A 25,116-nucleotide genomic window follows, 5' to 3' on the forward strand; every position below is an offset into this window, starting at 1 on the left:
ACCATCGCGCCGGGATCGGAGGGCGGCGATGGCTGTGGCCGCGCGGCGCGACACGCGCATGGGATGTGCCGAGTTCATGCATTGGGCGGAGAATCGCCCGGACGGGGAGCGCTGGGAGCTTCTCGACGGCGAACCCGTGCTCATGGCGCCGCCGTGGGAACGCCATCAGGCGATCGTGGCCAACCTGATCCGCCGGATCGGTGATCTCGCCGATGGTAAGGGCTGCCGCGCCCTGCCGGACCTCGGGATCGTCAGCGCCGCGCAGGACGATTTCGTGCCGATTCCCGATGTGGTGGTGCGGTGCGGACCGCCGCTGCCGGACGGCTATGCGGCCGACCCGGTTCTGGTCGCCGAGGTGCTGTCACCCCCGACCAAGAGCCTGGACCGGGGCCGCAAGATCGATTTCTACCGCACCGTCCCGAGCCTCAAGGTCCTGCTGATCGTCTATTCCGACGAGGCCCGCGTCGAGGTGTGGCGTCGGGAGGCCGACGACTGGACCGTGCAGGCGCTCGGTCTCGACGGCAGCCTTGCGCTGCCGGAAGTCGACGGCACCGTGCCGGTCAGCGACATCTACTGCGGACTCGTCGTCTGAGCCCCCGCACCCGATCTTCACGCGCCGGTCTCCCCGGCCCAGCAGAGCGTCAAGGCACCGACTTGCCCCACTTCGAAGATTTCTATGCGGCCAAGCTGCGCGGCGCCCTCGGCGTGACGGACGCGGAATCTGTGCTCGACCTGCGCGGCGCCAACCGGGCGACCGCGGAGGCGTCGCTGAAGGACATGCTGGAGCGCAGCCGCTTCGCCAAGGGCAAGACCGTGGCGATCCGCCTGGACCCGCCCCCGGAGGGCGGCGGCGAGACCCTGTTCCAGCCGGCCGGTCGCCTGCTCCTCGACGCGAAGCGCCGCGGCCTGATCGAGCGTCTGCACACCCTGCCGGCCCAGGACGGGCTCGGCTTCTACGTCGCCCTGGCCGGCCGCGCGGAGCGGACGCCCATGTGATCCGGTGTGATCCGGCCGCTGGTGTAGAATTGGCAACGGATCAGGTGCGGGCGTCCCGACGTTGACCGGTCCCAAGCCCCCGGACCCGCCCGTGCCGAACCCTGAACAACGCTCCGCCCAGGGCCGCGCATGACGCCCCTCCCCGGTGGGCGCAACACGATCGAGCGCATCGCCCGCCTCGGCTACGGTGCCCGCGGCATCGTCTACATCGTGGTCGGCGCCCTGGCGCTGCTCGCCGCGATCGGCCAGGGTGGCCGGGCCGGCAATAGCAAGGATGCCCTGCGTGCCGTCCTGGGCGGGCCGTTCGGCGCGGTCCTGGTCGGGCTGATCGCCCTCGGGCTCGCCGGCTTCGCGCTCTGGCGCCTGGTCGAGGGCGTGACCGATGCCGACCGCCGGGGCACGTCGGCCAAGGGGCTGGCGGTGCGCGGCGCCCATCTGATCAGCGCCGCGATCTATCTCGGCCTGGCCGTCAGCGCGGCCTCGCTCAGCCTCGGCCTCGGGATGAGCGGCGGCGACGGCGTGCACGACGGCACCGCCTGGCTGCTGTCCAAGCCCTTCGGCCGCTGGCTCGTGGCCCTCGGCGGCCTCGGGGTGATCGGCGGCGGCTTCGGCTTCCTCGGCAAGGGAATCCTGAGCAAGGCCTGGAAGGGCGACGTCACCGACCGGCTCGCCCTCGACGCCCGGGCCCGCGACCGCTGGGCCGGCCCGGTCGGCCGCTTCGGCTACGCGGCCCGTGGCATCGCCTTCCTGATCATCGGCGGGTTCCTGGTGGCGGCGGCCTGGCACCAGCGCTCGTCGGAGGCGAAGGGGCTGGCCGAAGCCTTCGCGCTGCTGCGCGCCCAGCCCTATGGCTGGATTTTGCTCGCTGTGGTCGGGTCTGGGCACGCCGCTTTCGGGGTGTTCGGGCTGATCAAGGCCCGCTACCGGCGCATCGATGCCCCCGATATCGACCGGGTCGACGACGCGGCTGGAGCGGCGGTGCGGGCGCTGACCTGAAAGATAAACCTTTGTAATTTTTGGTTGATGCCCCATGTAGAGTTCACCCTCCGCGCAATACCGTGCCCTGGGCGACGACGCGGAGACGATCATGGCCAGGACGCTGATTACGGGTAAGGCGCAGACCGTGACGACCGAAGACTTTAACGAACGCGTCAAAACCCTGCTCGTCGACAAGGTCTACCCGCTCAAGGGCCGGACCTACCAGAAGAACTTCAAGACGGGTTTCTCCGGCGCGATCGTCAAGTAGGACGAACCGCCGGCCGGATGCCCCCGCGGCGTCCGGCCTCGCGTTGACAGGGCGGATGCCGCGGCGGATACCGCGCGGCACCCCATCCGGCCCCCGATGCAGCAGCGCTTCTACAAGATCGCGGTGATGGTGGCCCACGACCTCGCGGCGACCGCCGCTGCCGTGGTGCTCACCTTCCTGTTCCGCTTCCAGGGCGGCATGCTGGACGAGCGGCTGCACGCCCTGCCGCTGCTGCTGCCGCCGTTCCTGCTCTTCGCCGGCCTAGTCTACGGTCGGTTCCGGCTGTACCGGACCAAGTGGCGCTTCGCCTCGCTGCAGGACCTCGCCGGGATCGTCCGGGCATCGAGCGTCCTGGCGCTGGCCCTGCTGGTGACCGACTGGGTCCTGGTCTCGTCCGACCTCTACGGCTTCTACTTCTTCGGCAAGATCGCGATCCTTCTGTACTGGGTGCTGCAGATCTTCCTGCTCGGGGGCGCTCGCCTCGCGTTCCGGTACCTCAAGGATACCCGCTCCCGGCAGTCGAGCGCCCGGGCCGCCACCGTACCGACCCTGCTGCTCGGGCGCGGCGCCGATCTCGACGTGCTGATCCGCGCCATCGAGACCGGTTCGGTCCGAAAGCTTGCGCCTCGCGGGATCCTGTCGCCCCGGGCGGACGAGACCGGGCAGTTCATGCGCGGCGTGCCCGTCCTCGGCGGCTTCCGGGACCTCGAACGGGTGGTGGCGGACCTGGCCGCCGGCGGCGAGCCGGTGCGGCGGCTGGTGGCCGCCCCGAGCGCCCTGGTGCCGGAGGCCGCCCCCGACGACCTCATCGCCCGCGCCCGGCGCCTCGGCCTGCCGCTCGCCCGGGTGGTCGGGCTCGGCGAGGGCGCGCAGGGCCCCGAACTGGCGCCCCTCGAGATCGAGGATCTGCTCCTGCGCCCCACCGTGGCGATCGACCGGCCGCGTCTCGAGGCATTCCTGGCCGGCCGCCGGGTGGTGGTGACCGGCGGCGGCGGCTCGATCGGCTCGGAGATCTGCCTGCGGGCCGTCGCTTTCGGGGCCGCCGCGGTGCTGGTGCTCGAATCCTCTGAGCCGGCGCTCCACGGCATCCTCAGCCACCCGGCGATCCTGTCCGCGCAGGCCGCGGTCACCGGCGTGCTCGCCGATATCCGCGACCGGGAGCGGGTCCGTCAGGTCATCGTGGCGTTCCGGCCCGATTGCGTGGTCCACGCCGCCGCGCTCAAGCAGGTGCCCTACCTCGAGCGCGACTGGCAGGAGGGCATCAAGACCAACGTGTTCGGCTCGATCAACGTCGCCGAGGCCGCGGTGGCGGCGGGCGCCCGGGCCCTGGTGATGGTCTCCACCGACAAGGCGATCGAGCCGGTCTCGCAGCTCGGCGTCACCAAGCGCTTCGCCGAGATGGTCGCCCAGGCGCTGGACGCCGAGCAATCCGCCAGGCCCGACCACCCCACCCGGCTGATCGCCGTGCGCTTCGGCAACGTCCTCGGCTCGGTCGGCTCGGTGGTGCCGGTGTTCAAGGCGCAGATCGCGCGGGGCGGCCCGGTCACGGTCACCGATCCCGACATGGTCCGCTATTTCATGACCGTGCGCGAGGCCTGCGACCTCGTTCTGACCGCGGCCTCCCACGCCGACGGCGAGGGCCGGGCCGCCCCGGAGACGGAGCGCGCGGCGGTCTACGTGCTCAAGATGGGCCAGCCGGTGCGGATCGCCGAGCTCGCCGAGCGGATGATCCGGCTGGCCGGGTTCGAGCCGGGGGCGGAGATCGAGATCGCCTATACCGGCGCCCGGCCCGGCGAGCGGCTCAACGAGATCCTGTTCGCCCGGGAGGAGCCCCGGGTCACCCTGCCGGGCATCGACGGCGTGATGGCGGCCCGCCCGGTCTTCGCCGACCGCGCCCGCCTCGACGCCTGGGTGGCGCAGCTGCGGGCGGCCGTCGCAGCGGGCGACCGGGCGGCCGCGGAGGCCGTGTTCGAGGCGGCAGTGCCGCATTTCCGCGAGCGCCACGCGCAGCGGCCGGCCGGGCGAGGCCAGGCTGTCGCCGGCCCGACGATCGAGGCCGAGCCGATGGCCGGCGCCGCGAGCGCCGCGATCGGTTGATCGGACCGGTTTCCAGCGCTCAGCCCCCTGCTCGCGCCAGCCGAGCCAGCCCGTCGCGCGTCGGCGCGGCCGGGCGCCATCCGAGCGCCGCGAGGCCATCCGCGCGGGCCTCCAGGCCTTCCGCAACGCGGGCGAACAAGGCCTCCCGGCCGGTCAGCCGGCAGGCCAGCCCGAGAAGGCCGGGCGGAATCGGGACCAGCCCGGGCTTGCGGCCGAGGCCGGCGCGGAGCGCCGCGAGCATCTCGGCGAGGCTCAGCGGGTCCGGATCGGCGGCGATCAGGGCGGACCGGATCGGATCCGGCGCCCGCAGGACCGCATCCACGGCCCCCGACAGGCTCTCCAGGGAGATCAGCGAGCGCCGCGCCGCCAGCCCGCCCAGCGGCAGGGGGTAGGGGCTGCGGGCGAGCCGCAGCAGCGCGGCCATGTTGCCCTTCACGCCCGCGCCGTAGACCAGGACCGGGCGGAGCGCGACCCAGTCGAGTCCCGTCTCGGCCAGCGCCCGCTCGGCCTCCAGCTTGGAGCGGCCGTAGGCGTCGGTGGGCCGGGGCTCGTCGGCCTCCCCGACCACGCCGGGCGCGCTGGCGCCGACCTGCGCGCGGATCGAGGACAGGAACACGAACCGGCGCACCTTGGCCCGGGCCGCGGCCTCCGCGAGCTTGCGCGTCGCCTCGGTGTTGAGGGTGCGGTAATCGTCCTCGGGGGCGCCCGACATGGCGTGGGCCAAGCCCGCCGAGTGGACCACGGCGTCGACGCCGCTGAGCGCCGCCGCCATGTTGATCGGGCGGGTCAGATCGCCGACCACCGCGCTCGCGGCGCCTTCCGGCAGGGACGCCGGCCGGCGCAGCAGCACCCGGACCCGGTAGCCGCGGGCGGTGAGGTCGGCGAGCAGGTGGCGGCCGATGAACCCGGTCGCCCCGGTGAGCGCGATCAATCCGGTCACGAGTGGGCAACACCTTGGGCGGGGGCGCGGGCGAAGCGGCGGAGCAGGGCGGCGACCAGGGCGAGCCCGGCCGCGAGCGCCCCGAGCGTGACCGGCCAGGACGGCCAAAGCAAGGTCGCGGCGGCGAGCGCGGCCAGCACGAGGTTGACCGCGAACACCCGCGCCACGACGCCCGGGACCGTCAGGCCGTGATCGGTGGCGCGCTGGTAGTAATGCCCGCGATGCGCCTCCCAGACCCGCTCGCCCCGGGCGGCCCGGGCGGCGAGCGTCAGGCTGGCATCGGCGAGGTAGACCAGCGGCAGCAGCAGGGCGGCGGCGAGCCCCCCCGCCAGGGCGAGCTGGCAGAGCAGCCAGGCGGTGACGAGCCCGATCGGCAGCGCGCCGACATCCCCGAGGAAAAGTTTTGCGACGGGCCGGTTGAACGGCGCGAAGCCGAGCATCGCCCCGAACAGGCAGGCCGCGACCAGGACCGGCAGAGCCGGCAGGTATCCGGCGAGCCCAAGCAGCAGCAGCGCGCCGGATACCGGTACGATCTCGGCCACGCTCATCCAGTCGAGCCCGTCCATGAAGTTCGTCAGGTTGACGAACCAGACCCCCGCGAGCAGCGCCAGGCCGCGTTCGAGCCAGATGGGCGCCCCGGGCAGCAGCCGCCCGTCGAGCTGCCAGACCAGCACGCCGACCACCCCGGTCTGCACGACGAGCCGCAGGGCGGCCGGCAGCGGTCGCAGGTCGTCCACGGCGCCCAGCAACGCCAGGACCAGGGTACCGCTCGCGAGCCGGACCCAGTCCGGCCGGCCGCCGATCTCCGGCGCCGCGATCAGGAGCCCCGAGATCGTCACCAAAGCCGTCACCACGGCGATCCCGCCCCCCTGCGGGGTCGGCACCGTGTGACTCGACCGGGCGTTCGGCCGCGCCAGGGCGTAGCGCTGCAGGGCCGGCCGCAGCCGCAGGATCAGTCCGGCCGACAGGGCGGCGGCGAGCGGGACGGCGAGGAGGAGGATCGGGGTCACGGCGTCTTGGAACGGCATGCGCTGTCACGGAAACGGAACACTGCTCGGCCCCTGCGGGACCGGATGGATGGTCCTGAGGAACAATAGCCCTCTCCTTGCATCAAGCCTCGGGCGAAGTGGCTGCGCGGAAGCTTGTCCGGATGGCGTCATGCGCACAGGGCCGGTGGCTACGTCCGCACTCGCGACGTCCGCAGCCCGCAGCGACTCACCGGCCCGACGCCTCAACGCGATTGATCTCCTTCGAGAGCGTCGCGTACGCGAAATCGATCGTCGGCGGATTCGCCGCGAATGCCCAACGCTCCCCATGTGCCAGGAAGTCTCGGTACGCGATGATCTCCCACAAATCCTTGCGTGGATCGACACGGCCCCCGGATGTCACGGCCACCAAGCGGCGGTAGCCGCCGAGATTGGAGAAGTCCGCCGTCGTCCGAGCCAGATCCTCCCGGTGAGCGGCGAAGGGGAAGTCCGGTTCGTAATGCGCGTTCAGGACATGGCGCACCTTGCTCGAAGCCATCTGGAGCAGCCGGAACAGATCCGCCTCGAATGAGGACACGAGGTCCGTGAAGCCTTGCCGACGGATCTGCCGCCCGACACGCTCGAAATGCTCTTGGATGGCCTTTCTGTGGTCTTTCACGATGTCGCCGATCGGGACACCGAGCCCGCCGAGAAACTCTGCCGCCGCGCCCGGGCGCAGCGCGGCTTGCCTGGCATAGGCATGCGCGCCCAACTGTGATTGGAGGGCGATATACGAGGCGTCGAGCTTGCGCCCGCTCACATCGTCGGCCCCGACCGCAGGCCGTAGGCCGCAAGAAGCTCTTCCAGCGTCGCCTCGAAGGTCTCCTTCGTAAGAGCCGTCGACCGCGTACGCTTCGAAGGTTTGACGAGGTTCCAGGTCGGTTGCTGTGCGGGGCCGGCTAGCACCAAGAACAATGGATCGCCGCTGCCCAGGAGGGACATGTCGATCCGGCCGAGGGCACCAATAACGACGGCGCCCATGGGTTCGAGGCGCACGGTCTCGGTTCCCACCTCGATGTCCAACACATCGATCTCGTAGGCCCCCGTAGCCTCCTCGTGGACCGCTTTCGTAACCCGTTCGAGGACAAGGCCGCCGTCATCGACGTAAGGCTTCAACCACGCGGCGATATCGTCGTAGAGTCGAGACACGGCTCCCTTCCACCGGTCGACGATATCGGTTGGATCTTCCCGTTCGCCGCGCGCATCCCTCAGGCGCTCGATCGTCTCTCTCAGGGCCATACAGCCGCCTCCGGTCTACGCGCCGCCGAGGCGAAGCCAAGCGACGCAATCGATTCTACAGAAGCTCGATCCCCGGGGCGAGGGCCGCGGCTGATGCGATCTCAGTCGCGAGCCCGTCGAACGCTGTCGTGGCCTGTCCGGCGGAGGACTGGGGGCCTTATCGATCGATGCAACCGGCATCCCGGCCGCCTCAATAGACCTGCGCACCCTCCCGCGTCGGCTCCGGCGCGCTGCCCTGCCGGTCCAGGCTCTTCTCCACCACCTTGGCGAGACCGATCATGATCGCGTCGATGGCGTAGTCCTTCGGCGTGTAGACTGCGCGCACGCCCATGTTCTTCAGGACCAGCTCGTCCTCGGGGGAGATGATGCCGCCGACCACCACGGGGATGTGGTCGAGCCCGGCCTCGCGCATCTGGGCGCGGACCTCGCGGACCAGCGGCACATGGCTGCCGGACAGGATCGACAGCCCGACCACGTGGGCGCCGGTCTCCTTCGCCTTGGCGACGATCTCGGCCGGCGTCTGGCGGATGCCGTCGTAGGTGACGTCGAAGCCGACGTCCCGGGCGCGGAGCGCGATCTGCTCGGCGCCGTTGGAGTGGCCGTCGAGGCCGGGCTTGCCGACCACCAGCCGCGGGGTCTCGCCGAGCCGCTCGCCGAGATCGGCGATCAGCAGCTTGGCCTCCTCGGCCGCCCCGGAGGAGACAGTCTCGAGGCTGACCCCGGTGGGCGCCCGGTACTCGCCGAACACCTGCCGCAGGCGCTCGCCCCACTCGCCGGTGGTGACGCCGGCCTTCGCGGCCGCGATCGAGACCGGCATGATGTTGGCGCCCGAGCGCGCCGCCTGATCCAGGGCTTCGAGCGCCTGACCGACCGCCCGGTCGTCGCGCTTGCTGCGCCAGTCGCGGATGCGCCCCTGCGCCTCCATCTCCACCGTCTCGGAGACGGAGAAGATCGCGCCCTCCCCGGCGGTGAGCGGCGAGGGTTCGCCCTGCTGCCACTTGTTGACGCCGACCACGATCTGCTCGCCGGCCTCGATCGCCGAGATCCGCCGGGCGTTCGACTCGACCAGGGCGCGCTTGAGGGCGCCGGTCTCCACCGCGGCGACCGCGCCGCCGATGCCGCCGATCCGCTCCAGCTCCGCCCGGGTCTCGGCCTTCAGAGCCTCGACCTTGGCCTCGATGACTTTCGAGCCGTCGAAGATATCGTCATATTCCAGAAGATCGGTCTCGAAGGCCAGGATCTGCTGCATGCGCATCGACCATTGCTGGTCCCAGGGACGCGGCAGGCCGAGCGCCTCGTTCCAGGCCGGCAGCTGCACCGCCCGGGCGCGGGCGCGCTTGGACAGGGTCACGGCCAGCATCTCGATCAGGATGCGGTGGACGTTATTTTCAGGTTGTTGTTCAGTCAGTCCGAGACTGTTCACCTGGACGCCATACCGAAAGATCCGCTTCTTCGGGTCGTCGATGCCGTAGCGCTCCTGGGCGATCTCGTCCCAGAGCTCGGCGAAGGCCCGCATCTTGCAGATCTCGGTGACGAAGCGCAGCCCGGCATTCACGAAGAACGAGATCCGCCCGAACACGTCGGAGAAGCTCTTCTCGTCGAATTCGGGGTCGTCGCGCACGGTGTCGAGCACCGCGATGGCGATGGCCAGCGCGTAGGACAGCTCCTGGACCGGCGTCGCCCCCGCCTCCTGCAGGTGGTAGGAGCAGACGTTCATCGGGTTCCACTTCGGCACGTTCCGGGTCGTGAACAGGATCACGTCCTTGGTCAGCCGGAGCGAGGGCGCGGGCGGGAACACGTAGGTCCCGCGCGACAGGTACTCCTTGATGATGTCGTTCTGGGTGGTGCCCTGGAGCGCGTCGAACGGCGCGCCCTGCTCCTCGGCCACCGCCAGGTAGAGCGCCAGCAGCCACGGGGCCGTGGCGTTGATGGTCATCGAGGTGTTCATCTGGGCGAGCGGGATGTCCTGGAACAGGGTCCGCATGTCACCGAGATGCGCGATCGAGACGCCGACCTTGCCGACTTCGCCGCGCGCCAATTCGTGGTCGGGGTCGTAGCCGGTCTGGGTCGGCAGGTCGAAGGCCACCGACAGGCCGGTCTGGCCCTTGGCGAGGTTGCCCCGGTAGAGCGCGTTGGATTCGGCCGCGTTGGAATGGCCCGCATAGGTGCGGATGATCCAGGGTTTATCGCGGGGCGTCTTGTCGCCCGTGGTTTCCGCGACGCGCACGCCCATCCTGGCCTCCATGTCGTGTTCTTGACGATCCGCGCTCGGGGCGCAGCCTTGACCGCACCGTAGCGAAGGCGGCCGGGCGCGTCATCCGCGACAGAGGTGCAACGCGCACAGGTCGTGCTTAGGCGGCGTTTAAAAAACTTGTCCGTGCTGACAGCCGGATTTGAGGCGCCTGTCCCGCCACGGCCTCACAAGCGCGCGTGTGACCTGGAATTTAATGGCTCCAAACTGGAACCGGCGCGTTGGACCGCCGGTGGTTGCACCCAGCACCGTTGCGCGCGTGCGGCCGCCGCATTCCAGATCCGTATCTCAACGCGCACGCGATGGCCGGACCGACCGGCCGACGGCGAGCGCCTCAAGGAGCGACAGCGATGGCCGACCAGAGCCCGCGCCTGACCACTGCGTTCGGCAACCCTATTTCCGACAACCAGAATTCGCTCACCGTCGGCTCACGCGGGCCGGTGCTGATGCAGGATTACCACCTCATCGAGAAGATGGCCCATTTCAACCGGGAGCGGATCCCGGAGCGGGTGGTGCACGCCAAGGGCTACGGCGCCTACGGCACGTTCCGGCTGACCAAGTCGCTCGGCCAATACACCCGCGCCAAGGTCCTGACCGAGGTCGGCAAGGAGGTGCCGATGGTCGCCCGGTTCTCCACCGTGGGCGGCGAGTCCGGCTCGGCCGACACCGCGCGCGATCCCCGCGGCTTCGCGCTGAAGTTCTACACCGAGGAGGGCAACTGGGACCTCGTCGGCAACAACACGCCGATCTTCTTCGTGCGCGACGCGATCAAGTTCTCGGACTTCATCCGCACCCAGAAGCGCGACCCGCGCACGCACCTGAAGCCGCATTGGCGCCGCTGGGACTTCTGGGGCCTCTCGCCTGAGGCGATCCACCAGGTGATGATCCTGTACAGCGACCGCGGCACGCCGAAATCGGCCCGGTTCATGAACGGCTACGGCTCGCACACCTTCTCGCTCTGGAACGATCAGGGCGAGCGGCACTGGGTGAAGTTCCATTTCCACACCAAGCAGGGCATCCAGAACCTGTCCGCCGACGAGGCCGACGAGATCGCTGGAAAGGACCCGGACTACTCCGCGGCCGACCTGTCCTCGGCGATCGAGAAGGGCGACTTCCCGAAGTGGAAGGTCTCCGTCCAGATCATGCCGGAACTCGACGCCGACACCTACCGGATCAACCCGTTCGACCTCACCAAGGTTTGGCCGCATGGCGACTACCCGCTGATCGAGATCGGCGAGATGGAGCTGAACCGCAATCCGGAAAACTACTTCGCCGAGATCGAGCAATCGGCCTTCGAGCCGTCCAACGTGGTGCCGGGCATCGGCTTCTCGCCGGACAAGATGCTGCAGAACCGCATCCTGTCGTATTCGGACGCGCATCGCTACCGGCTCGGGGTGAACTACCACCAGATCCCGGTGAACCAGGCCAAGAACGCCAAGGTGCAGACCTACCACCGGGACGGGTCGATGCGGACCGACGGCAACCACGGCGCGCAGGTGGATTACCAGCCGAATTCGTTCGGCGGGCCGGTGGAGGATCCGTCCGTCGCCGAGCCGCCCCTGCGGATCCAGGGCGACGCGGCACGCTACGGCTGGCCGAACGACGACGAGGACCTCTACGGCCAGCCGCGCCAGCTCTGGTCGAAGGTGCTCGACGAGGGTGAGCGCCAGCGACTCGTGAAGAACATCGTCACCTCGATGGGCGATTCCCCGCGCCACATCCAGGAGCGGATGATCGGCCATTGGTATAAGGTCCACCCGGATTTCGGCCGGGGCGTCGCGGAAGGTCTCGGGATCGGCACCCACCAGGCTGCCGCCGAATAATACTTGGTCGGTCTGCAAGCCGAATTTGAATACGAAGGCGCCGGCCTTGTGCCGGCGCCTTTTTCACGCCCGTATCCCGTTGATTTCGACTTTCGGCCCACTTGGACGCCCCCGACATCGCCGCTATAGCGCGGAGGAGAACCGCGGCCTTTGAGAACCACGCGGGACGAGAGGAGAGCGAGATGGCGGCGAGCGCTGCGGTCAGTCCGGCGGCCGGCGAGGTCAAGGACCTCTACGAGATGGGCGAGATCCCGCCGCTGGGTCACGTGCCGGCCAAGATGTACGCCTGGGCGATCCGGCGCGAGCGCCACGGGCCCCCGGAGCAGTCCCACCAGCTCGAAGTGCTGCCGGTCTGGGAGATCGGCGACGACGAGGTGCTGGTCTACGTCATGGCCGCGGGCGTGAACTACAACGGCGTCTGGGCGGGGCTGGGCGAGCCGATCTCGCCCTTCGACGTCCACAAGGGCGAATACCACATCGCCGGCTCGGACGCGTCGGGCATCGTCTGGAAGGTCGGCGCCAAGGTGAAGCGCTGGAAGGTCGGCGACGAGGTCATCGTCCACTGCAACCAGGACGACGGCGACGACGAGGAGTGCAACGGCGGCGACCCGATGTTCTCGCCCTCGCAGCGGATCTGGGGCTACGAGACCGGGGACGGTTCCTTCGCGCAGTTCTGCCGGGTGCAGTCGCGCCAGCTGATGCACCGGCCCAAGCACCTCACCTGGGAGGAGGCGGCCTGCTACACACTGACCCTCGCCACCGCCTACCGCATGCTGTTCGGCCACGCGCCGCACACGGTCCGGCCCGGCCAGAACGTGCTGATCTGGGGCGCCTCCGGCGGCCTCGGCGTGTTCGGCGTGCAGCTCTGCGCGGCCTCGGGCGCGAACGCCATCGCGGTGATCTCGGACGATTCGAAGCGCGACTACGTGATGAGCCTCGGCGCCAAGGGCGTCATCAACCGCAAGGACTTCAACTGCTGGGGGCAGCTTCCCACGGTGAACTCGCCCGAGTTCCATGCCTGGACGAAGGAAGCCCGGAAGTTCGGCAAGGCGATCTGGGACATCACCGGCAAACAGGATGTCGACATCGTCTTCGAGCACCCAGGCGAGGCGACCTTCCCGGTCTCGGCCCTGGTGGTGAAACGCGGCGGCATGGTGGTGTTCTGCGCCGGCACCACCGGCTTCAACATCACCTTCGACGCCCGCTACGTCTGGATGCGCCAGAAGCGGATCCAGGGCTCGCACTTCGCCCACCTGAAGCAGGCCTCGGCGGCCAACCAGTTCGTGATGGACCGCCGGGTCGACCCATGCATGAGCGAGGTGTTTCCCTGGGACAAGATCCCCCAGGCCCACACCAAGATGTGGAAGAACCAGCACCCGCCCGGCAACATGGCCTGCCTGGTGAACTCCCCGCGCGCGGGCCTGCGCACGGTCGAGGACGTGATCGAGGCCGGCCCGCTCAAGCGCTGACGCCATCCCCCGGCCTCCGCCCGCGTGCGGGGGCTGGGCGTCCGGCTCTCACCTCGATCGCCGCACCCCTTGCCCCCGGCCCGGCCGGGAGCGAGAACGGCCGCGCTTGTTCCAGCACCCGAGCCGGGGCGATGACCGATTCGGCCTGAGGGGTGCGGGCGAGCGGGGTGTCGGGCGCAGCCCGGCCCCGGCACCGGGGGTTATGGACTTGGCGGGCGACGAAGACTCTTACGTGTACGACGAGGCGACGGGCGAGTGGCTCCCGCCCGGTCAGGCGGCAATAGCGGCGGCGCCCGGGCAAGTGGAGGTGCGCGACTCGGCCGGCAACGTGCTGGCCGACGGCGACTCGGTCACGCTGATCAAGGACCTGAAGGTCAAGGGTGCGAACCAGACCCTCAAGCAGGGCACGGTCATCCGGTCGATCCGGCTCACGGACGATCCCGAAGAGATCGATTGCCGCCACGACACCATCAAGGGCCTCGTCCTGCGCACCGAATTCGTGCGCAAGCGATAGGGGCGTCAGGGTTTCAAAAAGTCCGGGACCTTTTGCGGGTCCAGGGCAGAACCCTGGGTCGAGCGAAGCTCGGTGCCATCGGGGCTCCGCCCCGATACCCCGCCAAAGGGCTGAGCCCTTTGGAAACCCGGCCTCTTACCGGCGCTTGGTCTCCTCCTGCGGCAGGTGCCGGCCGTAGGTCTCCTGCTTCTCGGCGCGTTCCCGGATCAGGTCGGCATAGGCCTGCCGCATCTCGGGGGAGACGCTGACGCTCTTGCCCTTGGCGGGCTTGCGCTTGGGCGCCTTCTTGAAGGTGTTGTTGGTCTCGCTCATGCCGGGCTCCGCGTCGGACCATGGCGGCGGCGCGCGGCCGGCAGGATGTCCGAGTCGAGTCCCGATTCGGAGTCCGGGCCGGCCCGCGAGGCCGGACCTCCGCCCTCTAGCGCATCGCGCGGCCGCGTGCACGGGATCGCGTTCCGTGTTCAGGCAGATTTTCGCGGGCGCATGGGCGCTGAGGTCTTCGATCTGGCGCGCCGCGGAGGGCTCTGCCAAGGTTGCCGCATCGAGCGTCGGGGGCGGCGATGGATTCGCGCAAGGCAGGGCACGGACCGGGGCAAGCGTCGCGGGTCCGGCGGATGGCCCCGCTCCTGGCGGTCCTCCTGCTGGGCAGCCTGACGGCGTCGGGACTCGCCCAGGACCGTCCCGTCACGACCCGTCCGGCCCCGAAAACCGCCTCCCCTGCCAAGCCCGCCGCGTCCGACCCCGCCTTCGAAGCGACCAGGGCCGTCTTCGAGGCGCTGCCCGAGGCGGAGCGCAAGGCGGTCCAGGACGCGCTGGTCTGGACCGGCGATTTCAACGCGGTGGTCTCGGGGGCGTTCGGGCGCCGGACCTTCGACGCGCTGACGGCCTACCGGGCCCGGACGGGCGGGGCCGATCCCCTGGAGTCGCGCGGCCGGGCGGCGTTGCTCGCGGCCGGCGAGGCGGCCAAGGCGGCGGCACGCTTCCGGATCGCCGCCGATCCCGGCAGCGGCGCGGTGATCGGCGTGCCCGAGCGCCTGCTGTCGAAGCGCACGGCCCTGCCGGCTGGCACCCGCTGGCAGAGCGCGGACGGGCGCGTCACCCTGGAGACCCGGGCCTTCCCGCCGGGGGGCGAGACCCTGGACCACCTGTTCGAGCAGGCCACCGCGCCGCTCCCCAACCGCAAGGTCACCTACAAGCTGCGGCGGCCGGATTCCCTTGTGGTCACCGCCGAGGCCGGACCCGGCCTGTCCTACATCCGGTACGATGCCGGGCCGCAGGGGGTGCGCGGCTTCCTGATTGGCTACGACCGCACCCTGGCGTCGGAGGTCGGCCGCCTGGTGATCGCGGTGGCCAACGCCTTCGAGGCGTTCCCGGCGGTCGCCGATGCGGCGCCCCCGAAGGTCGCCGCGCGCGCACTGGCCGCTTCCGCCGCCGCGCCGCCACCGACGATGGCCGCGAGCGCGGCTGCGGGAACGGGTCTGGTGATCGCGTCGGGGCGCATCCTCACCGCCGCCGCGGTGCTGGAGGGCTGCCCGGCGCCGCATATCGGCCAGAGCACCGCCCGGGTGCTGGCGACCGATCCGGCCGGGCTCGCACTGCTCGGGGCGGCCGGCATCCCGGCCCCGGTCCGGGTACCGGTGCGGGCCGATCCGCTCGCTGCCGACGAGGCCCTGATCGCCCTGGCTCCGGGCTCCGATGGGGTTCTGGCCGCGCCGGCCACCGCCGTGACGGGCGGCGTGATCGCGCCGCTTCAGCCGGGCTCAGCCGGGGCGCCGGTTCTCGACCGGTCGGGGCACTTGGTCGGGCTCGTCGCCCGCTATCCGGTGGCGGCGCGGCAGGTCGCCGGCATCGTGCCGCCCGCGCGCCTCCCCGTGGTGCCGGCCCAAGCGGTCGCGGCCTTCCTGGCCGGCCAGGGCATCGACGAGGTGAAACCGCGCCCAGAGGCCGGGCCCGGCGCGGCGGCGACGGCCATCGTCGCGCTCACCTGCCGATAAGGCCCGCATCGTGGACCGTAGCGCGCGGTTCCGATCCGCGATGCGACCATGCTGCTTCGGACGATCCCGCCGAACCGCAGACGGCTCGGCGGGGGGACGACGTCCGAGCAGGTCTTACAGGCGGCCGGTCACCAGCAGGACGATCAGCACGATCAGCAGGATGCCGCCGAGGCCGAAGCCCGGGCCGCGATAGGCGCCGCCGCCGAGGAAGCCGCCGCCGCCGAAGGCCAGGATGATCAGGATGATGAGGAGAATGGTGACGAGTGACATGGAACAGGCTCTCCGGACGGTCGCGCTGATTGCGAGCGTGACCGTTCAAACGCTGCGACAATCCGTTCCGTTCAACGCGAATCCACGCTTTTGTGAGGATAATCGCCGGATGAGGCCGTAGCGCTCAAGCGTGCCAATCCGGCAACACATCCTGCGGTGCGTCCAGCCAGCCCGGCACCGGCAGGTTGCGCTCTGTCAGGAAGGCCGGGTTGAACAGCTTCGAGGCGTAGCGCGCCGCCCCGTCGCACAGGATCGTCACCACCGTGTGGCCGGGGCCGAGTTCCCGGGCCAGCCGGATCGCCCCGGCGACGTTGATGCCGGACGAGCCGCCCAGCGACAGGCCCTCCTCACGCATCAGGCCGAAGACGATGTCCAGCGCCTCCCGGTCGGGGATGCGGAAGGCGTGATCCGGGGTGAAGCCGTCGAGGTTTTTTGTAATGCGGCCCTGGCCGATCCCCTCGGTGATCGAGGAGCCCTCCGCCTTCAGGGTGCCGGAGGTGTAGTGCGCGTAGAGGGCGGAACCCTCCGGATCCGCGAGCGCGATGCGCACGCCCGGGTTCCGGGCCCGCAGGGCCGCCGCGGTGCCGGCCAGCGTGCCGCCGGTCCCGGCCGCGCAGACGAAGCCGTCGACCCGGCCGCCGGTCTGGTCCCAGATTTCGGGGCCGGTCCCGTCCACATGCGCTTGCCGGTTGGCGACATTGTCGAACTGGTCGGCGAAGAACGCCCCGTTGGCCTCCGTGGCGGCGAGCTTCTCGGCCAGCCGCCGGGCGACATGGACGTAGTTGTTCGGGTTGGCGAACGGCACCGCCGGAACCTCGACGAGCCGCGCGCCCGCGAGCCGCAGGGTCTGCTTCTTCTCGTCCGACTGGGTGACCGGGATGACGATCAGCGTCCGGTAGCCGCGCACCGAGGCCACCAGGGCGAGGCCGATGCCGGTATTGCCGGCCGTGCCCTCCACGATGGTCCCGCCCGGCCGGATCAGGCCCTTCACCTCGGCCTCCTGCACGATGGCCAGCGCCGCCCGGTCCTTCACCGACAGGCCGGGATTGAGGAACTCGGCCTTCCCAAAAATCTCGCAGCCGGTCGCCTCGGAGGCCCGGCGCAGGCGGATCAGCGGCGTCCGGCCGATTGCCGAGAGGACGTCGGGATGGGCGGTGCGATTCGGCATCGTCATGCTTGGGAGCCTAGGCGGATGTGCGGTGTCTGACGAGCTTCACCCGAACACGTGCCCCCCGTTGATCCGCAAACCGACCGGGTGGCCGGCCGGGTAGCGGACGCCGTCGAAATCTTCCACCGCGAGAACGCGGCCCTGGTCGTCCGCCACCTCGATCCGCTGGCGGCCCTGGCTGCGGTAGGAGCTGCGCACGGTGCCGGAGAGATGCGCGGCCTCCGGCTCGGCGAGCTGCAATTGCCACGGCCGGACGTAGAGCTTGACCGGGCCGATGATCCCGGCCGGCGCCGCCACCGGCGTCTCCCGGCCGCGCACCAGGACACGGCCGCCCTCGGCCAACGCCTCCACCTCGACGTGATCGCCTAAGAACTTCATGACGGTCGCGGAGGCCGGGTGCTCTTGGACCTCGTCCGGGGTGCCGACCTGCTCCAGGCGGCCGCGGTCCAGCACGGCCACGCGATCCGACAGTTCCAGGGCCTCGTCCTGGTCGTGGGTCACGAAGATCGTGGTCTGGCCGGTGCGGTCGTGGATCTCGCGCAGCCAGCGGCGCAGGTCCTTTCGGACTTGGGCGTCGAGGGCGCCGAAGGGCTCGTCGAGGAGCAGGACCCGGGGCTCGACGGCGAGCGCCCGGGCGAGCGCCACCCGCTGGCGCTGGCCGCCGGAGAGCTGCGACGGGTAGCGGTCGCCGAAGCCCGAGAGCCGGATCAGGTCGAGGAGATCGCCGACCCGGCGCTTGATCTCGGGCCTGGCCGGGCGCTCGGCCCGGCGCCGTGCGTTCAGCCCGTAGGCGATGTTGTCGGCCACGCTCATGTGCTTGAACAGGGCGTAGTGCTGGAACACGAAGCCCACCGCCCGCTCCTGCACGGCCAGGCCCGTGGCGTCGTCGTCGCCGAACAGGATCCGGCCCCGGTCCGGCGCGTCGAGCCCGGCGATGATCCGCAGCAGCGTCGTCTTGCCCGAGCCCGACGGGCCGAGCAGGCCGAGCAGCTCCCCCGCCCGGACGTCGATCGACAGGTCGTGCAGCACCGCGGCCGTGTCGAAGGTCTTGGAGATGCCCTCGACCCGGATCGCCGTCGAGGGCCGCTCAGTGAGTCCGGCCGTGTGCGAGCTCGCCCGCGAAGCGCCATTCGAGGACGGATTTGAGGACGAGGGTGATGAGGGCAAGGACGGCAAGGAGCGAAGCGACGGCGAATGCGGCGACGAAGTTGTACTCATTGTAGAGGATCTCCACGTGGAGTGGGATGGTGTTGGTCAGGCCGCGGATGTGGCCGGACACCACCGACACCGCGCCGAATTCGCCCATCGCCCGGGCATTGCAGAGGAGCACGCTGTAGAGCAGGCCCCAGCGGATGTTGGGCAGCGTCACCGTGCGGAACGCGTGCAGTCCGGAGGCGCCGAGCGTCAGGGCCGCCTCCTCCTCCGCGGAGCCCTGCTCCTGCATCAGCGGGATCAGCTCGCGGGCGACGAACGGGAAGGTCACGAACACGGTCGCCAGCACGATCCCCGGCAGGGCGAACAGCACCTGGATGCCGTGATCCATCAGCCAGGTGCCGAACAGGCCCTGGGAGCCGAACAGCAGCACGTAGATCAGCCCCGAGACCACCGGCGAGACCGAGAACGGCAGGTCGATCAGGGTGATCAGCAGCGCCTTGCCGGGGAACTCGAACTTGGCGATCGCCCAGGAGGCCGCCAGGCCGAACACCACGTTGAACGGCACCGCGATCGCCGCCACCGTCAGCGTCAGGCGGATCGCGCTCCAGGCGTCCGGCTCCCGGAACGCCGCCAGGAAGGCCTCGATCCCCTTCGAGAAGGCCTGGGTGAACACCGCGATCAGCGGCAGCACCAGGAACAGCGCCAGGAACGCGATCGCGATCCCGATCAGCACGGTGCGGGTGGCTGCCCCCTCCGAGGCGACCGGCTCCGCCCGCGCAGCGGGCATGACGGTCGGCGAGAAGATCTCAGACATAGCCGAAGCGCCTCCGGCTCCAGGCCTGGATCAGGTTGATGGCGAGCAGGGTCAGGAACGAGATGCCCAGCATGATCGTGGCGATGGCGGCTGCCCCGCCGTAGTCGAACTCGGACAGCTTGATCACGATCAGCAGCGGCGCGATCTCCGAGACGTAGGGCAGGTTGCCGGCGATGAAGATGATCGAGCCGTACTCGCCGACCCCCCGGGCAAACGCCATGGCGAAGCCGGTCAGCACCGCCGGGATCAGCGGCGGCAGCACCACCCGGGTCAGGGTGGCGAACCGGCTGGCCCCGAGGGTGGCGGACGCCTCCTCGATCTCCTTGTCGATCTCGGCGATCAGCGGCTGCACGGTCCGCACCGCGAAGGGCAGCCCGATGAACACCATGGCGATGAAGATCCCCACCGGCGTGTAGGCCGCCTGGATGCCGAGCCGGGCGAGCGGCGCGCCGAGCAGCCCGTCCGGCGCGTAGAGCGAGGCCAGCGCGATGCCGGCCACCGCGGTCGGCAGCGCGAAGGGAAGATCGACCGCGGCATCCACCAGCTTGCGCCCCGGGAAGCGGTAGCGGGTCAGCACCCAGGCGACCAGGAAGCCGAAGACCGAGGCCACGAGCGCCGCGACCGCGGAGACGCCGAAGCTCAGCCGCAGGGCGCTGGAAACCCGTGGATCGGTGGCGACGTACCAGATTCCCGAGATCCCGAGGCCGGACGCTTTGGCCACGAGCCCGGCGAGCGGCAGCAGCACGACCAGCCCGAGGCAGGTCAGCGTGTAGCCGAAGCTGAGCCCGAAGCCCGGGATCACGCTCGGGCGGCGGAAGGTCCGTTTGCGACGCGGCGTCTCGACCATGGTTCCCGCCTCAGCGGCCGGCCCGGCTCAACCGGTCGAACAGGCCGCCGGCGTCGAAGTTCCGCTTCTGGATCTCGTCCCAGGTGCCCTGCAGGTCCTCGATCTTGAACAGCTTGATCGCGGGGAGCTGGGCGAGGTCGGCCGGGGCCGCCGCCTCGCGGCGGATCGGGCGGTAATGGTGCTTGGCGAAGATCGCCTGTGCGCGGTCGCTGTAGAGGAAGTCGAGATAGGCCTGGGCGGCCTTGGTAGTGCCCTTGCGCTCGGCATTGGCGGCCACGAGGGCCACCGGCGGCTCGGCGTAGATCGAGGTCGGCGGCGACACGATGTCGAACTTGTCCGCGCCGAATTCCTGCAGCACCAGGTAGGCCTCGTTCTCCCAGGTCGGGAGCACGTCGCCGAGGCCCCGCTGCGCGAAGGTCACCGTGGAGCCGCGGGCGCCGGTGTCGAGCACCGGCACGTTCTTGTAGATCTGACCGACGAAGGCGTCGGCCTTGGCGGCATCCTTGTCCTGGCCGTAGGCGTAGCCCCAGGCGGCCAGGAAGTTCCAGCGGCCGCCGGCCGAGGTCTTGGGGTTCGGGGTGATCACCTTCACGTCGGACTTGGTCAGGTCGGCCCAGTCCTTGACGCCCTTCGGGTTGCCCTTGCGGACCAGGAAGACCACCGTCGAGGTGTAGGGCGTCGCCTCGTTAGGGAGCTTGGTCCGCCAGTCGTCGGGGATCTTGTGCGTGAGCTTGGCGATGGCGTCGATGTCCGACGGGATGCCCAACGTGACCACGTCGGCGTCGACGCCGTCGATCACCGTGCGGGCCTGGGCGCCCGAGCCGCCGTGTGAGGCGCGCACCGTGATCGCCTCGCCGGTTTTGGCCTTCCAGTCCTCGGCGAAGACCGTGTTGATCTCGCGATAGAGTTCCCGGGTCGGATCATAGGAAACGTTCAGCAGCGCGGTCTCGGCGGCGGCCGGCACGAGGCACGCCGACAGGCCGGCACCGACCAGCATCGACAGCCCGAAAGCCCGGTTCCTGACCGCACCGTTCCTCATCACGCCCGCTCTCCCAGCCACTGACGGGTGCGCCGCGGAGAGGCGCACCCAGAAGACCCTGGATCGTTCGTTTTATCGAACGAAGTCAAGTCTTGGGGCGGTTTACACGTCGTCGTGCGGCTGGTGCAGGGTCGATGGAATCCTCCGAAACACAAGCGCGTTCAGGAGTTGCGCTCAGCAGAACGCATGGATTTTCTCCCGCGTGAAACGCAAGGAGAAGAATGTCGCCGTGTTCACGGGTTTCATAGAAAGAACAAACTGGTGTGCGCTGACGCACCTGCCGACGGCGCCGGGCTGTGCACCTGGGCGCGGCCCGCCTAAGGCTTCGGTTTGCCGAGCTGCTTCACCAAGGCCTCGAGGCGCTGGTCGATCGGCGCCGCCAGCGCGTCGGCGTAGACCGCGCGCAGGGTCTGGCCGAGATGCCGCCGGATGCTCGGGCTCAGCGAGGCCGCGGGTGAGGACGTGGTCTCGTCGGACGGACGCTCCGGATACGACTTCGTCATGATCCCGAGTCTCCTACGCGGCCACGCCAGGAGATTGGCAAAGCTTGGTTAAGAACCCGTCACGGCGGCCGGTCCCGGAACCGGAACTGGCCGCCCCGGGGGCACGTTGCCGGGCATGACCCCTCGCGCAGATCGGACCCGCCCCTTGTCCCGCTCGATTTCCCTGACCTTGACGGCATTTCTGGCGGTGACGGCGGCAAGCCCTTGCCTGGCGCAGACCAAGCCCGGCGAGATCAAGGGGGTCGATGCCATGGGCGACAAGTCCCGCAGCGCCCAGGACGGCTGGAGCCAGGCACCGGTTCCCCGGGAGCAATCGGCCGCCAAGGACGCACCGAATCCGGGCGGCAAGTCGATCGGCGAGAACGCCGACCGGCCGGTCCCCAAGGCGGATACGGGTGGATCGTCCGCGACGGAGCCGCAGGCGCCGCTCGACCACCGCACGGGCGGCCCCTCCGGCAGCAATCCGGCCGCGCCGTCGAAGTAAAAACGTCTTCGTTTGCAGGATGATAACCGGCCTTCGAACGTGCCGGACGTGGGAAAACAGGGCCTGGCGCTGTGTCACCCAATCGCACTTGCCTCGTGCACGCTTTTTTGGGACACCCTGGAATTATACCAGATCGCTTTAAGGAGCGGAGATGAACGTCCAGGTCTCTCGGCGTGGCCTGCTCAAAGGGGCCGGCGCCGGCCTCGCGGGCGGCTCGCTCGGCGCACTCGGCTTCGGCGGCCTCCAGCCGGCGATGGCCGCCGCGGTGCGGCCGTTCAAGCTCGCGCAGATGCGCGAGACGCGCAACACCTGCCCGTACTGCTCGGTCGCCTGCGGCGTCATCCTGTACAGCCTGGGCGACCGTTCGAAGAACGCGCGCTCCTCGGTGATGCATATCGAGGGCGACCCCGATCACCCGGTCAACCGCGGCACGCTCTGCCCGAAGGGCTCGGCGTTGCTCGACTTCGTGCATGCCGAGACCCGCACGAAATACCCGCTCCACCGCGCCCCCGGTACCTCCGAGTTCAAGCGCGTCTCTTGGGACTTCGCCCTCGCCCGGATCGCGACCCTCCTCAAGGAGGATCGGGACAAGAACTTCCTGGCCAAGAACGAAGAGCTCACGGTCAACCGCTGGACCACGACGGGCTTCCTCGGGGCCTCGGCGACCACCAACGAGACGGCCTGGCTGACCTACAAGACAGTCCGAAGCATGGGGGCCCTGGTCTTCGATAACCAGGCCAGGGTTTGACACGGTCCGTCGGTCGCCAGTTTGGCGCCCTCCTTCGGACGCGGTGCGATGACCAACCTCTGGATGGACATCAAGCACGCGGACGTGATTACCGTGATGGGCGGCAATGCCGCCGAGGCGCATCCGTGCGGCTTCAAGTGGGTCGTCGAGGCGAAGGCCCATAACAACGCCAAGCTCATCGTCGTCGACCCGCGCTTCACCCGCACGGCGTCGGTGGCCGATCTGTACTGCCCGATCCGGCAGGGGACCGACATCGCGTTCCTGTCGGGTGTCGCGAAGTACCTGATCGACAACGACAAGCTGCAGCACCGCTACGTCGCGGTCTATTCCAACGCGGGCTACGTGGTCCGCGAGGGCTACGATTTCAGCGAGGGCCTGTTCGCCGGCTACGACGCCGACAAGCGCGACTACGACAAGACCACCTGGGACTACGAGATCGGTCCCGACGGCTACGCCGTGGTCGACGAGACGATGCAGCATCCGCGCTGCGTCATGCAGCTGCTGAAGAAGCACATCGCCATCTACACGCCGGAGATGGTGGAGCGGATCTGCGGCTCGCCGAAGGAGACCTTCCTGAAGGTCTGCGAACTGATGGCGACCACGTCCTCCCCGGAGCGGACGATGGCCTCGCTCTACGCGCTCGGCTGGACGCACCATTCCAAGGGCTCGCAGAACATCCGCTCGATGTGCATCGTCCAGACGCTTCTGGGCAACATCGGCATGCTCGGCGGCGGCATGCAGGCCCTGCGCGGCCACTCAAACATCCAGGGCCTGACCGATCTCGGGCTGATGTCGAACCTCATCCCGGGCTACCTCAACCTGCCCGTGGAGAAGGAGCCGGATTACGCGAGCTACATCGCCAAGCGGCAGTTCAAGCCGCTGCGCCCGGGCCAGACCAGTTACTGGCAGAACTACAACAAGTTCTTCGTCTCGTTCCAGAAGATGATGTGGGGCGAGCACGCGACGAAGGACAACGACTGGGCCTACGATTACCTGCCCAAGCTCGATGTGCCGACCTACGACGTGCTGCGCGGGTTCGAGCTCGCCAAGCAGGGCAAGATGACGGGCTACATCATCCAGGGCTTCAACCCCCTGATGACGTTCCCGAACCGTGCCAAGATGACGGAAGCCTTCTCCAAGATGAAGTTCATCGTGGTGATGGATCCGCTCAAGACCGAGACCGCCCGGTTCTGGGAGAACCACGGCGAGTACAACGACGTCGATCCGACCCAGATCCAGACCGAGGTGTTCGAGCTGCCGACCACCCTGTTCGTGGAGGAGGAAGGCTCGCTGTCGAACTCCAGCCGCTGGCTGCAGTGGCACTGGCAGGCCCAGGAGGCTCCGGGCGAGTGCCGCTCGGACATCGAGATCATGTCGGGGATCTTCCTCCGCATGAAGGAGGCCTACAAGAAGGATGGCGGCGCGTTCCCGGACGCGATCGTCAACCTGAAATGGGACTACGCCATGGCGGAGTCGCCGACGCCCACCGAGCTCGCCCGCGAGCTCAACGGCTACACGGTGGCGCCGACGCCGGACCTCAACGGGACGATCATCCCGGCGGGCAAGCAGGTCGACGGCTTCGCCCAGCTCAAGGACGACGGCACCACGGCGTGCGCATGCTGGATCTACTCGGGCTGCTACACCGAGAAGGGCAACACCATGGCCCGCCGGGACAACACCGATCCCGGCGACCGCGGCATCGCCCCGAACTGGGCCTTCGCGTGGCCGGCCAACCGGCGCGTGCTCTACAACCGGGCGTCCTGCGACCCGGAGGGCAGGCCCTGGTCGGAGAAGAAGAAGCTCATCGAGTGGAACGGCAAGCAGTGGATCGGCTTCGACGTGCCGGATTACGGCGTCACCGTCGCCCCCGATAAGGGCGTCGGGCCGTTCATCCTGAACCAGGAGGGCGTCGCCCGCCTGTGGACCCGGGGGCTCATGCGCGACGGGCCGTTCCCGACGCATTACGAGCCGTTCGAGTCGCCGATGGCCAACATCCCGTTCCCGAAGATCAAGGGCGCCCCGGCGGCCCGCATCTTCAAGGACGACCTGGCCGATCTCGGCGACGCGAAGGATTTTCCCTACGCGGCCACCAGCTACCGGCTCACCGAGCACTTCCACGGCTGGACAAAGCACGCCCGGATCAACGCGATCCTCCAGCCGGAGGCCTTCGTCGAGATCTCGGAGGAGCTGGCCAAGGAGAAGGGCATCACCAAGGGCGGCTGGGTCCGCGTCTGGTCGAAGCGCGGCTCCCTGAAGGCCAAGGCGGTGGTGACCAAGCGGATCAAGCCGCTGATCTGCGACGGCAAGCCTGTCCACGTCGTCGGCATCCCGCAGCACTGGGGCTTCATGGGCCTGACGAAGAAAGGATGGCACCCGAACTCGCTGACGCCCGTGGTGGGTGACGCGAACACCGAGACGCCGGAGTTCAAGGCCTGGCTCGTGAATATCGAGCCGACCACGCCGCCGTCCGACGCGGTCGCCTGAGGGGAGCCGA

At 69.5% G+C, this 25,116-nt stretch carries 24 protein-coding genes; 11 read left to right on the plus strand and 13 right to left on the minus strand.

The window, feature by feature from the left end; genetic code table 11:
• Window positions 1–28: 28 nt before the first annotated feature.
• The 5 genes from MKL11_RS21100 to MKL11_RS21120 all read left to right on the plus strand — a co-directional run bounded on the left by MKL11_RS21100 (window position 29) and on the right by MKL11_RS21120 (window position 4,339).
• A complete protein-coding gene (locus tag MKL11_RS21100; protein WP_243947020.1) occupies window positions 29–592 on the plus strand; it encodes a Uma2 family endonuclease in 564 nt (187 codons plus the stop codon).
• A 62-nt stretch (window positions 593–654) separates the two neighbouring features.
• Window positions 655–996: a hypothetical protein gene (locus MKL11_RS21105; protein WP_092036933.1), complete on the plus strand. Its 342-nt coding sequence runs from the start codon at window positions 655–657 to the stop codon at window positions 994–996.
• A gap of 129 nt (window positions 997–1,125) precedes the next feature.
• Window positions 1,126–1,992, plus strand: coding sequence for a DUF1206 domain-containing protein (locus MKL11_RS21110; RefSeq protein WP_243947021.1), 867 nt, complete (start codon window positions 1,126–1,128; stop codon window positions 1,990–1,992).
• Between the two features lie 91 nt (window positions 1,993–2,083).
• Window positions 2,084–2,242 (plus strand): hypothetical protein, encoded by a 159-nt coding sequence (locus tag MKL11_RS21115; RefSeq protein ID WP_167367636.1) that lies wholly within the window; start codon window positions 2,084–2,086, stop codon window positions 2,240–2,242.
• 96 nt (window positions 2,243–2,338) lie between these two features.
• On the plus strand, window positions 2,339–4,339 hold the full coding sequence (locus MKL11_RS21120; protein ID WP_243947022.1) for an SDR family NAD(P)-dependent oxidoreductase: 2,001 nt from the start codon (window positions 2,339–2,341) through the stop codon (window positions 4,337–4,339).
• A gap of 19 nt (window positions 4,340–4,358) precedes the next feature.
• On the opposite strand, the gene MKL11_RS21125 is transcribed toward MKL11_RS21120, so the two are convergent.
• The 5 genes from MKL11_RS21125 to MKL11_RS21145 all read right to left on the minus strand — a co-directional run bounded on the left by MKL11_RS21125 (window position 4,359) and on the right by MKL11_RS21145 (window position 9,776).
• A complete protein-coding gene (locus MKL11_RS21125; protein ID WP_243947024.1) occupies window positions 4,359–5,279 on the minus strand; it encodes an NAD-dependent epimerase/dehydratase family protein in 921 nt (306 codons plus the stop codon).
• On the minus strand, window positions 5,276–6,307 hold the full coding sequence (locus tag MKL11_RS21130) for an MraY family glycosyltransferase (protein WP_243947026.1): 1,032 nt from the start codon (window positions 6,305–6,307) through the stop codon (window positions 5,276–5,278). Before MKL11_RS21130 ends, MKL11_RS21125 begins: the two co-directional genes overlap by 4 nt.
• 187 nt (window positions 6,308–6,494) lie before the next feature.
• A complete protein-coding gene (locus tag MKL11_RS21135; RefSeq protein WP_243947028.1) occupies window positions 6,495–7,064 on the minus strand; it encodes a hypothetical protein in 570 nt (189 codons plus the stop codon).
• On the minus strand, window positions 7,061–7,543 hold the full coding sequence (locus MKL11_RS21140) for a hypothetical protein (RefSeq protein ID WP_243947030.1): 483 nt from the start codon (window positions 7,541–7,543) through the stop codon (window positions 7,061–7,063). The genes MKL11_RS21135 and MKL11_RS21140 overlap by 4 nt, the downstream gene beginning before the upstream one ends.
• Before the next feature lie 190 nt (window positions 7,544–7,733).
• Window positions 7,734–9,776: a protein meaA gene (locus MKL11_RS21145; protein WP_243947032.1), complete on the minus strand. Its 2,043-nt coding sequence runs from the start codon at window positions 9,774–9,776 to the stop codon at window positions 7,734–7,736.
• Between the two features lie 368 nt (window positions 9,777–10,144).
• Here MKL11_RS21145 and MKL11_RS21150 point away from each other — a divergent pair, with 368 nt between their 5' ends.
• From MKL11_RS21150 to MKL11_RS21160, 3 genes are all read left to right on the plus strand, one after another.
• Entirely contained in the window at window positions 10,145–11,617 is a 1,473-nt protein-coding gene (locus tag MKL11_RS21150) for a catalase (protein ID WP_243947034.1), read from the plus strand.
• 182 nt (window positions 11,618–11,799) lie between these two features.
• Window positions 11,800–13,086 carry a crotonyl-CoA carboxylase/reductase gene (ccrA, locus tag MKL11_RS21155; RefSeq protein ID WP_243947035.1) on the plus strand — a complete coding sequence of 429 codons (1,287 nt, stop codon included), beginning with the start codon at window positions 11,800–11,802 and terminating at the stop codon, window positions 13,084–13,086.
• A 202-nt stretch (window positions 13,087–13,288) separates the two neighbouring features.
• On the plus strand, window positions 13,289–13,600 hold the full coding sequence (locus tag MKL11_RS21160; RefSeq protein WP_409565887.1) for an alkylphosphonate utilization protein: 312 nt from the start codon (window positions 13,289–13,291) through the stop codon (window positions 13,598–13,600).
• 135 nt (window positions 13,601–13,735) lie between these two features.
• Here the strand turns inward: MKL11_RS21160 and MKL11_RS21165 are convergent, their stop codons facing one another.
• Window positions 13,736–13,912 (minus strand): hypothetical protein, encoded by a 177-nt coding sequence (locus MKL11_RS21165; RefSeq protein WP_243947039.1) that lies wholly within the window; start codon window positions 13,910–13,912, stop codon window positions 13,736–13,738.
• A gap of 302 nt (window positions 13,913–14,214) precedes the next feature.
• Here MKL11_RS21165 and MKL11_RS21170 point away from each other — a divergent pair, with 302 nt between their 5' ends.
• Complete coding sequence (locus MKL11_RS21170; RefSeq protein ID WP_243947041.1) at window positions 14,215–15,594, plus strand: serine protease; 1,380 nt, start codon at window positions 14,215–14,217, stop codon at window positions 15,592–15,594.
• A gap of 114 nt (window positions 15,595–15,708) precedes the next feature.
• Here MKL11_RS21170 and MKL11_RS21175 read toward each other — a convergent pair whose 3' ends face one another.
• From MKL11_RS21175 to MKL11_RS21205, 7 genes are all read right to left on the minus strand, one after another.
• Window positions 15,709–15,864 (minus strand): hypothetical protein, encoded by a 156-nt coding sequence (locus tag MKL11_RS21175; RefSeq protein ID WP_007563230.1) that lies wholly within the window; start codon window positions 15,862–15,864, stop codon window positions 15,709–15,711.
• Between the two features lie 124 nt (window positions 15,865–15,988).
• Window positions 15,989–17,038: a cysteine synthase A gene (locus MKL11_RS21180; RefSeq protein ID WP_243947043.1), complete on the minus strand. Its 1,050-nt coding sequence runs from the start codon at window positions 17,036–17,038 to the stop codon at window positions 15,989–15,991.
• A 39-nt stretch (window positions 17,039–17,077) separates the two neighbouring features.
• Entirely contained in the window at window positions 17,078–18,061 is a 984-nt protein-coding gene (locus MKL11_RS21185) for a sulfate/molybdate ABC transporter ATP-binding protein (protein ID WP_243947045.1), read from the minus strand.
• A gap of 58 nt (window positions 18,062–18,119) precedes the next feature.
• Window positions 18,120–18,974, minus strand: coding sequence for a sulfate ABC transporter permease subunit CysW (gene cysW, locus MKL11_RS21190; RefSeq protein ID WP_243947104.1), 855 nt, complete (start codon window positions 18,972–18,974; stop codon window positions 18,120–18,122).
• Between the two features lie 19 nt (window positions 18,975–18,993).
• Window positions 18,994–19,848 (minus strand): sulfate ABC transporter permease subunit CysT, encoded by an 855-nt coding sequence (cysT, locus tag MKL11_RS21195; protein ID WP_243947047.1) that lies wholly within the window; start codon window positions 19,846–19,848, stop codon window positions 18,994–18,996.
• A gap of 10 nt (window positions 19,849–19,858) precedes the next feature.
• Window positions 19,859–20,887 (minus strand): sulfate ABC transporter substrate-binding protein, encoded by a 1,029-nt coding sequence (locus MKL11_RS21200; RefSeq protein ID WP_243947049.1) that lies wholly within the window; start codon window positions 20,885–20,887, stop codon window positions 19,859–19,861.
• A gap of 317 nt (window positions 20,888–21,204) precedes the next feature.
• A complete protein-coding gene (locus MKL11_RS21205; protein WP_243947051.1) occupies window positions 21,205–21,390 on the minus strand; it encodes a hypothetical protein in 186 nt (61 codons plus the stop codon).
• Window positions 21,391–21,535: 145 nt separating this feature from the next.
• Between MKL11_RS21205 and MKL11_RS21210 the strand changes: the two genes are divergently transcribed.
• Together MKL11_RS21210 and fdnG are read left to right on the plus strand one after the other, a co-directional pair.
• Entirely contained in the window at window positions 21,536–21,874 is a 339-nt protein-coding gene (locus MKL11_RS21210) for a hypothetical protein (RefSeq protein ID WP_243947053.1), read from the plus strand.
• Between the two features lie 151 nt (window positions 21,875–22,025).
• Window positions 22,026–25,106, plus strand: a complete 3,081-nt coding sequence (fdnG, locus tag MKL11_RS21215; protein ID WP_243947054.1) for a formate dehydrogenase-N subunit alpha — start codon at window positions 22,026–22,028, stop codon at window positions 25,104–25,106.
• Window positions 25,107–25,116: the final 10 nt, after the last annotated feature.

This window comes from Methylobacterium sp. J-077 (genome assembly GCF_022829365.1).
Classification (GTDB): Bacteria; Pseudomonadota; Alphaproteobacteria; order Rhizobiales; family Beijerinckiaceae; genus Methylobacterium.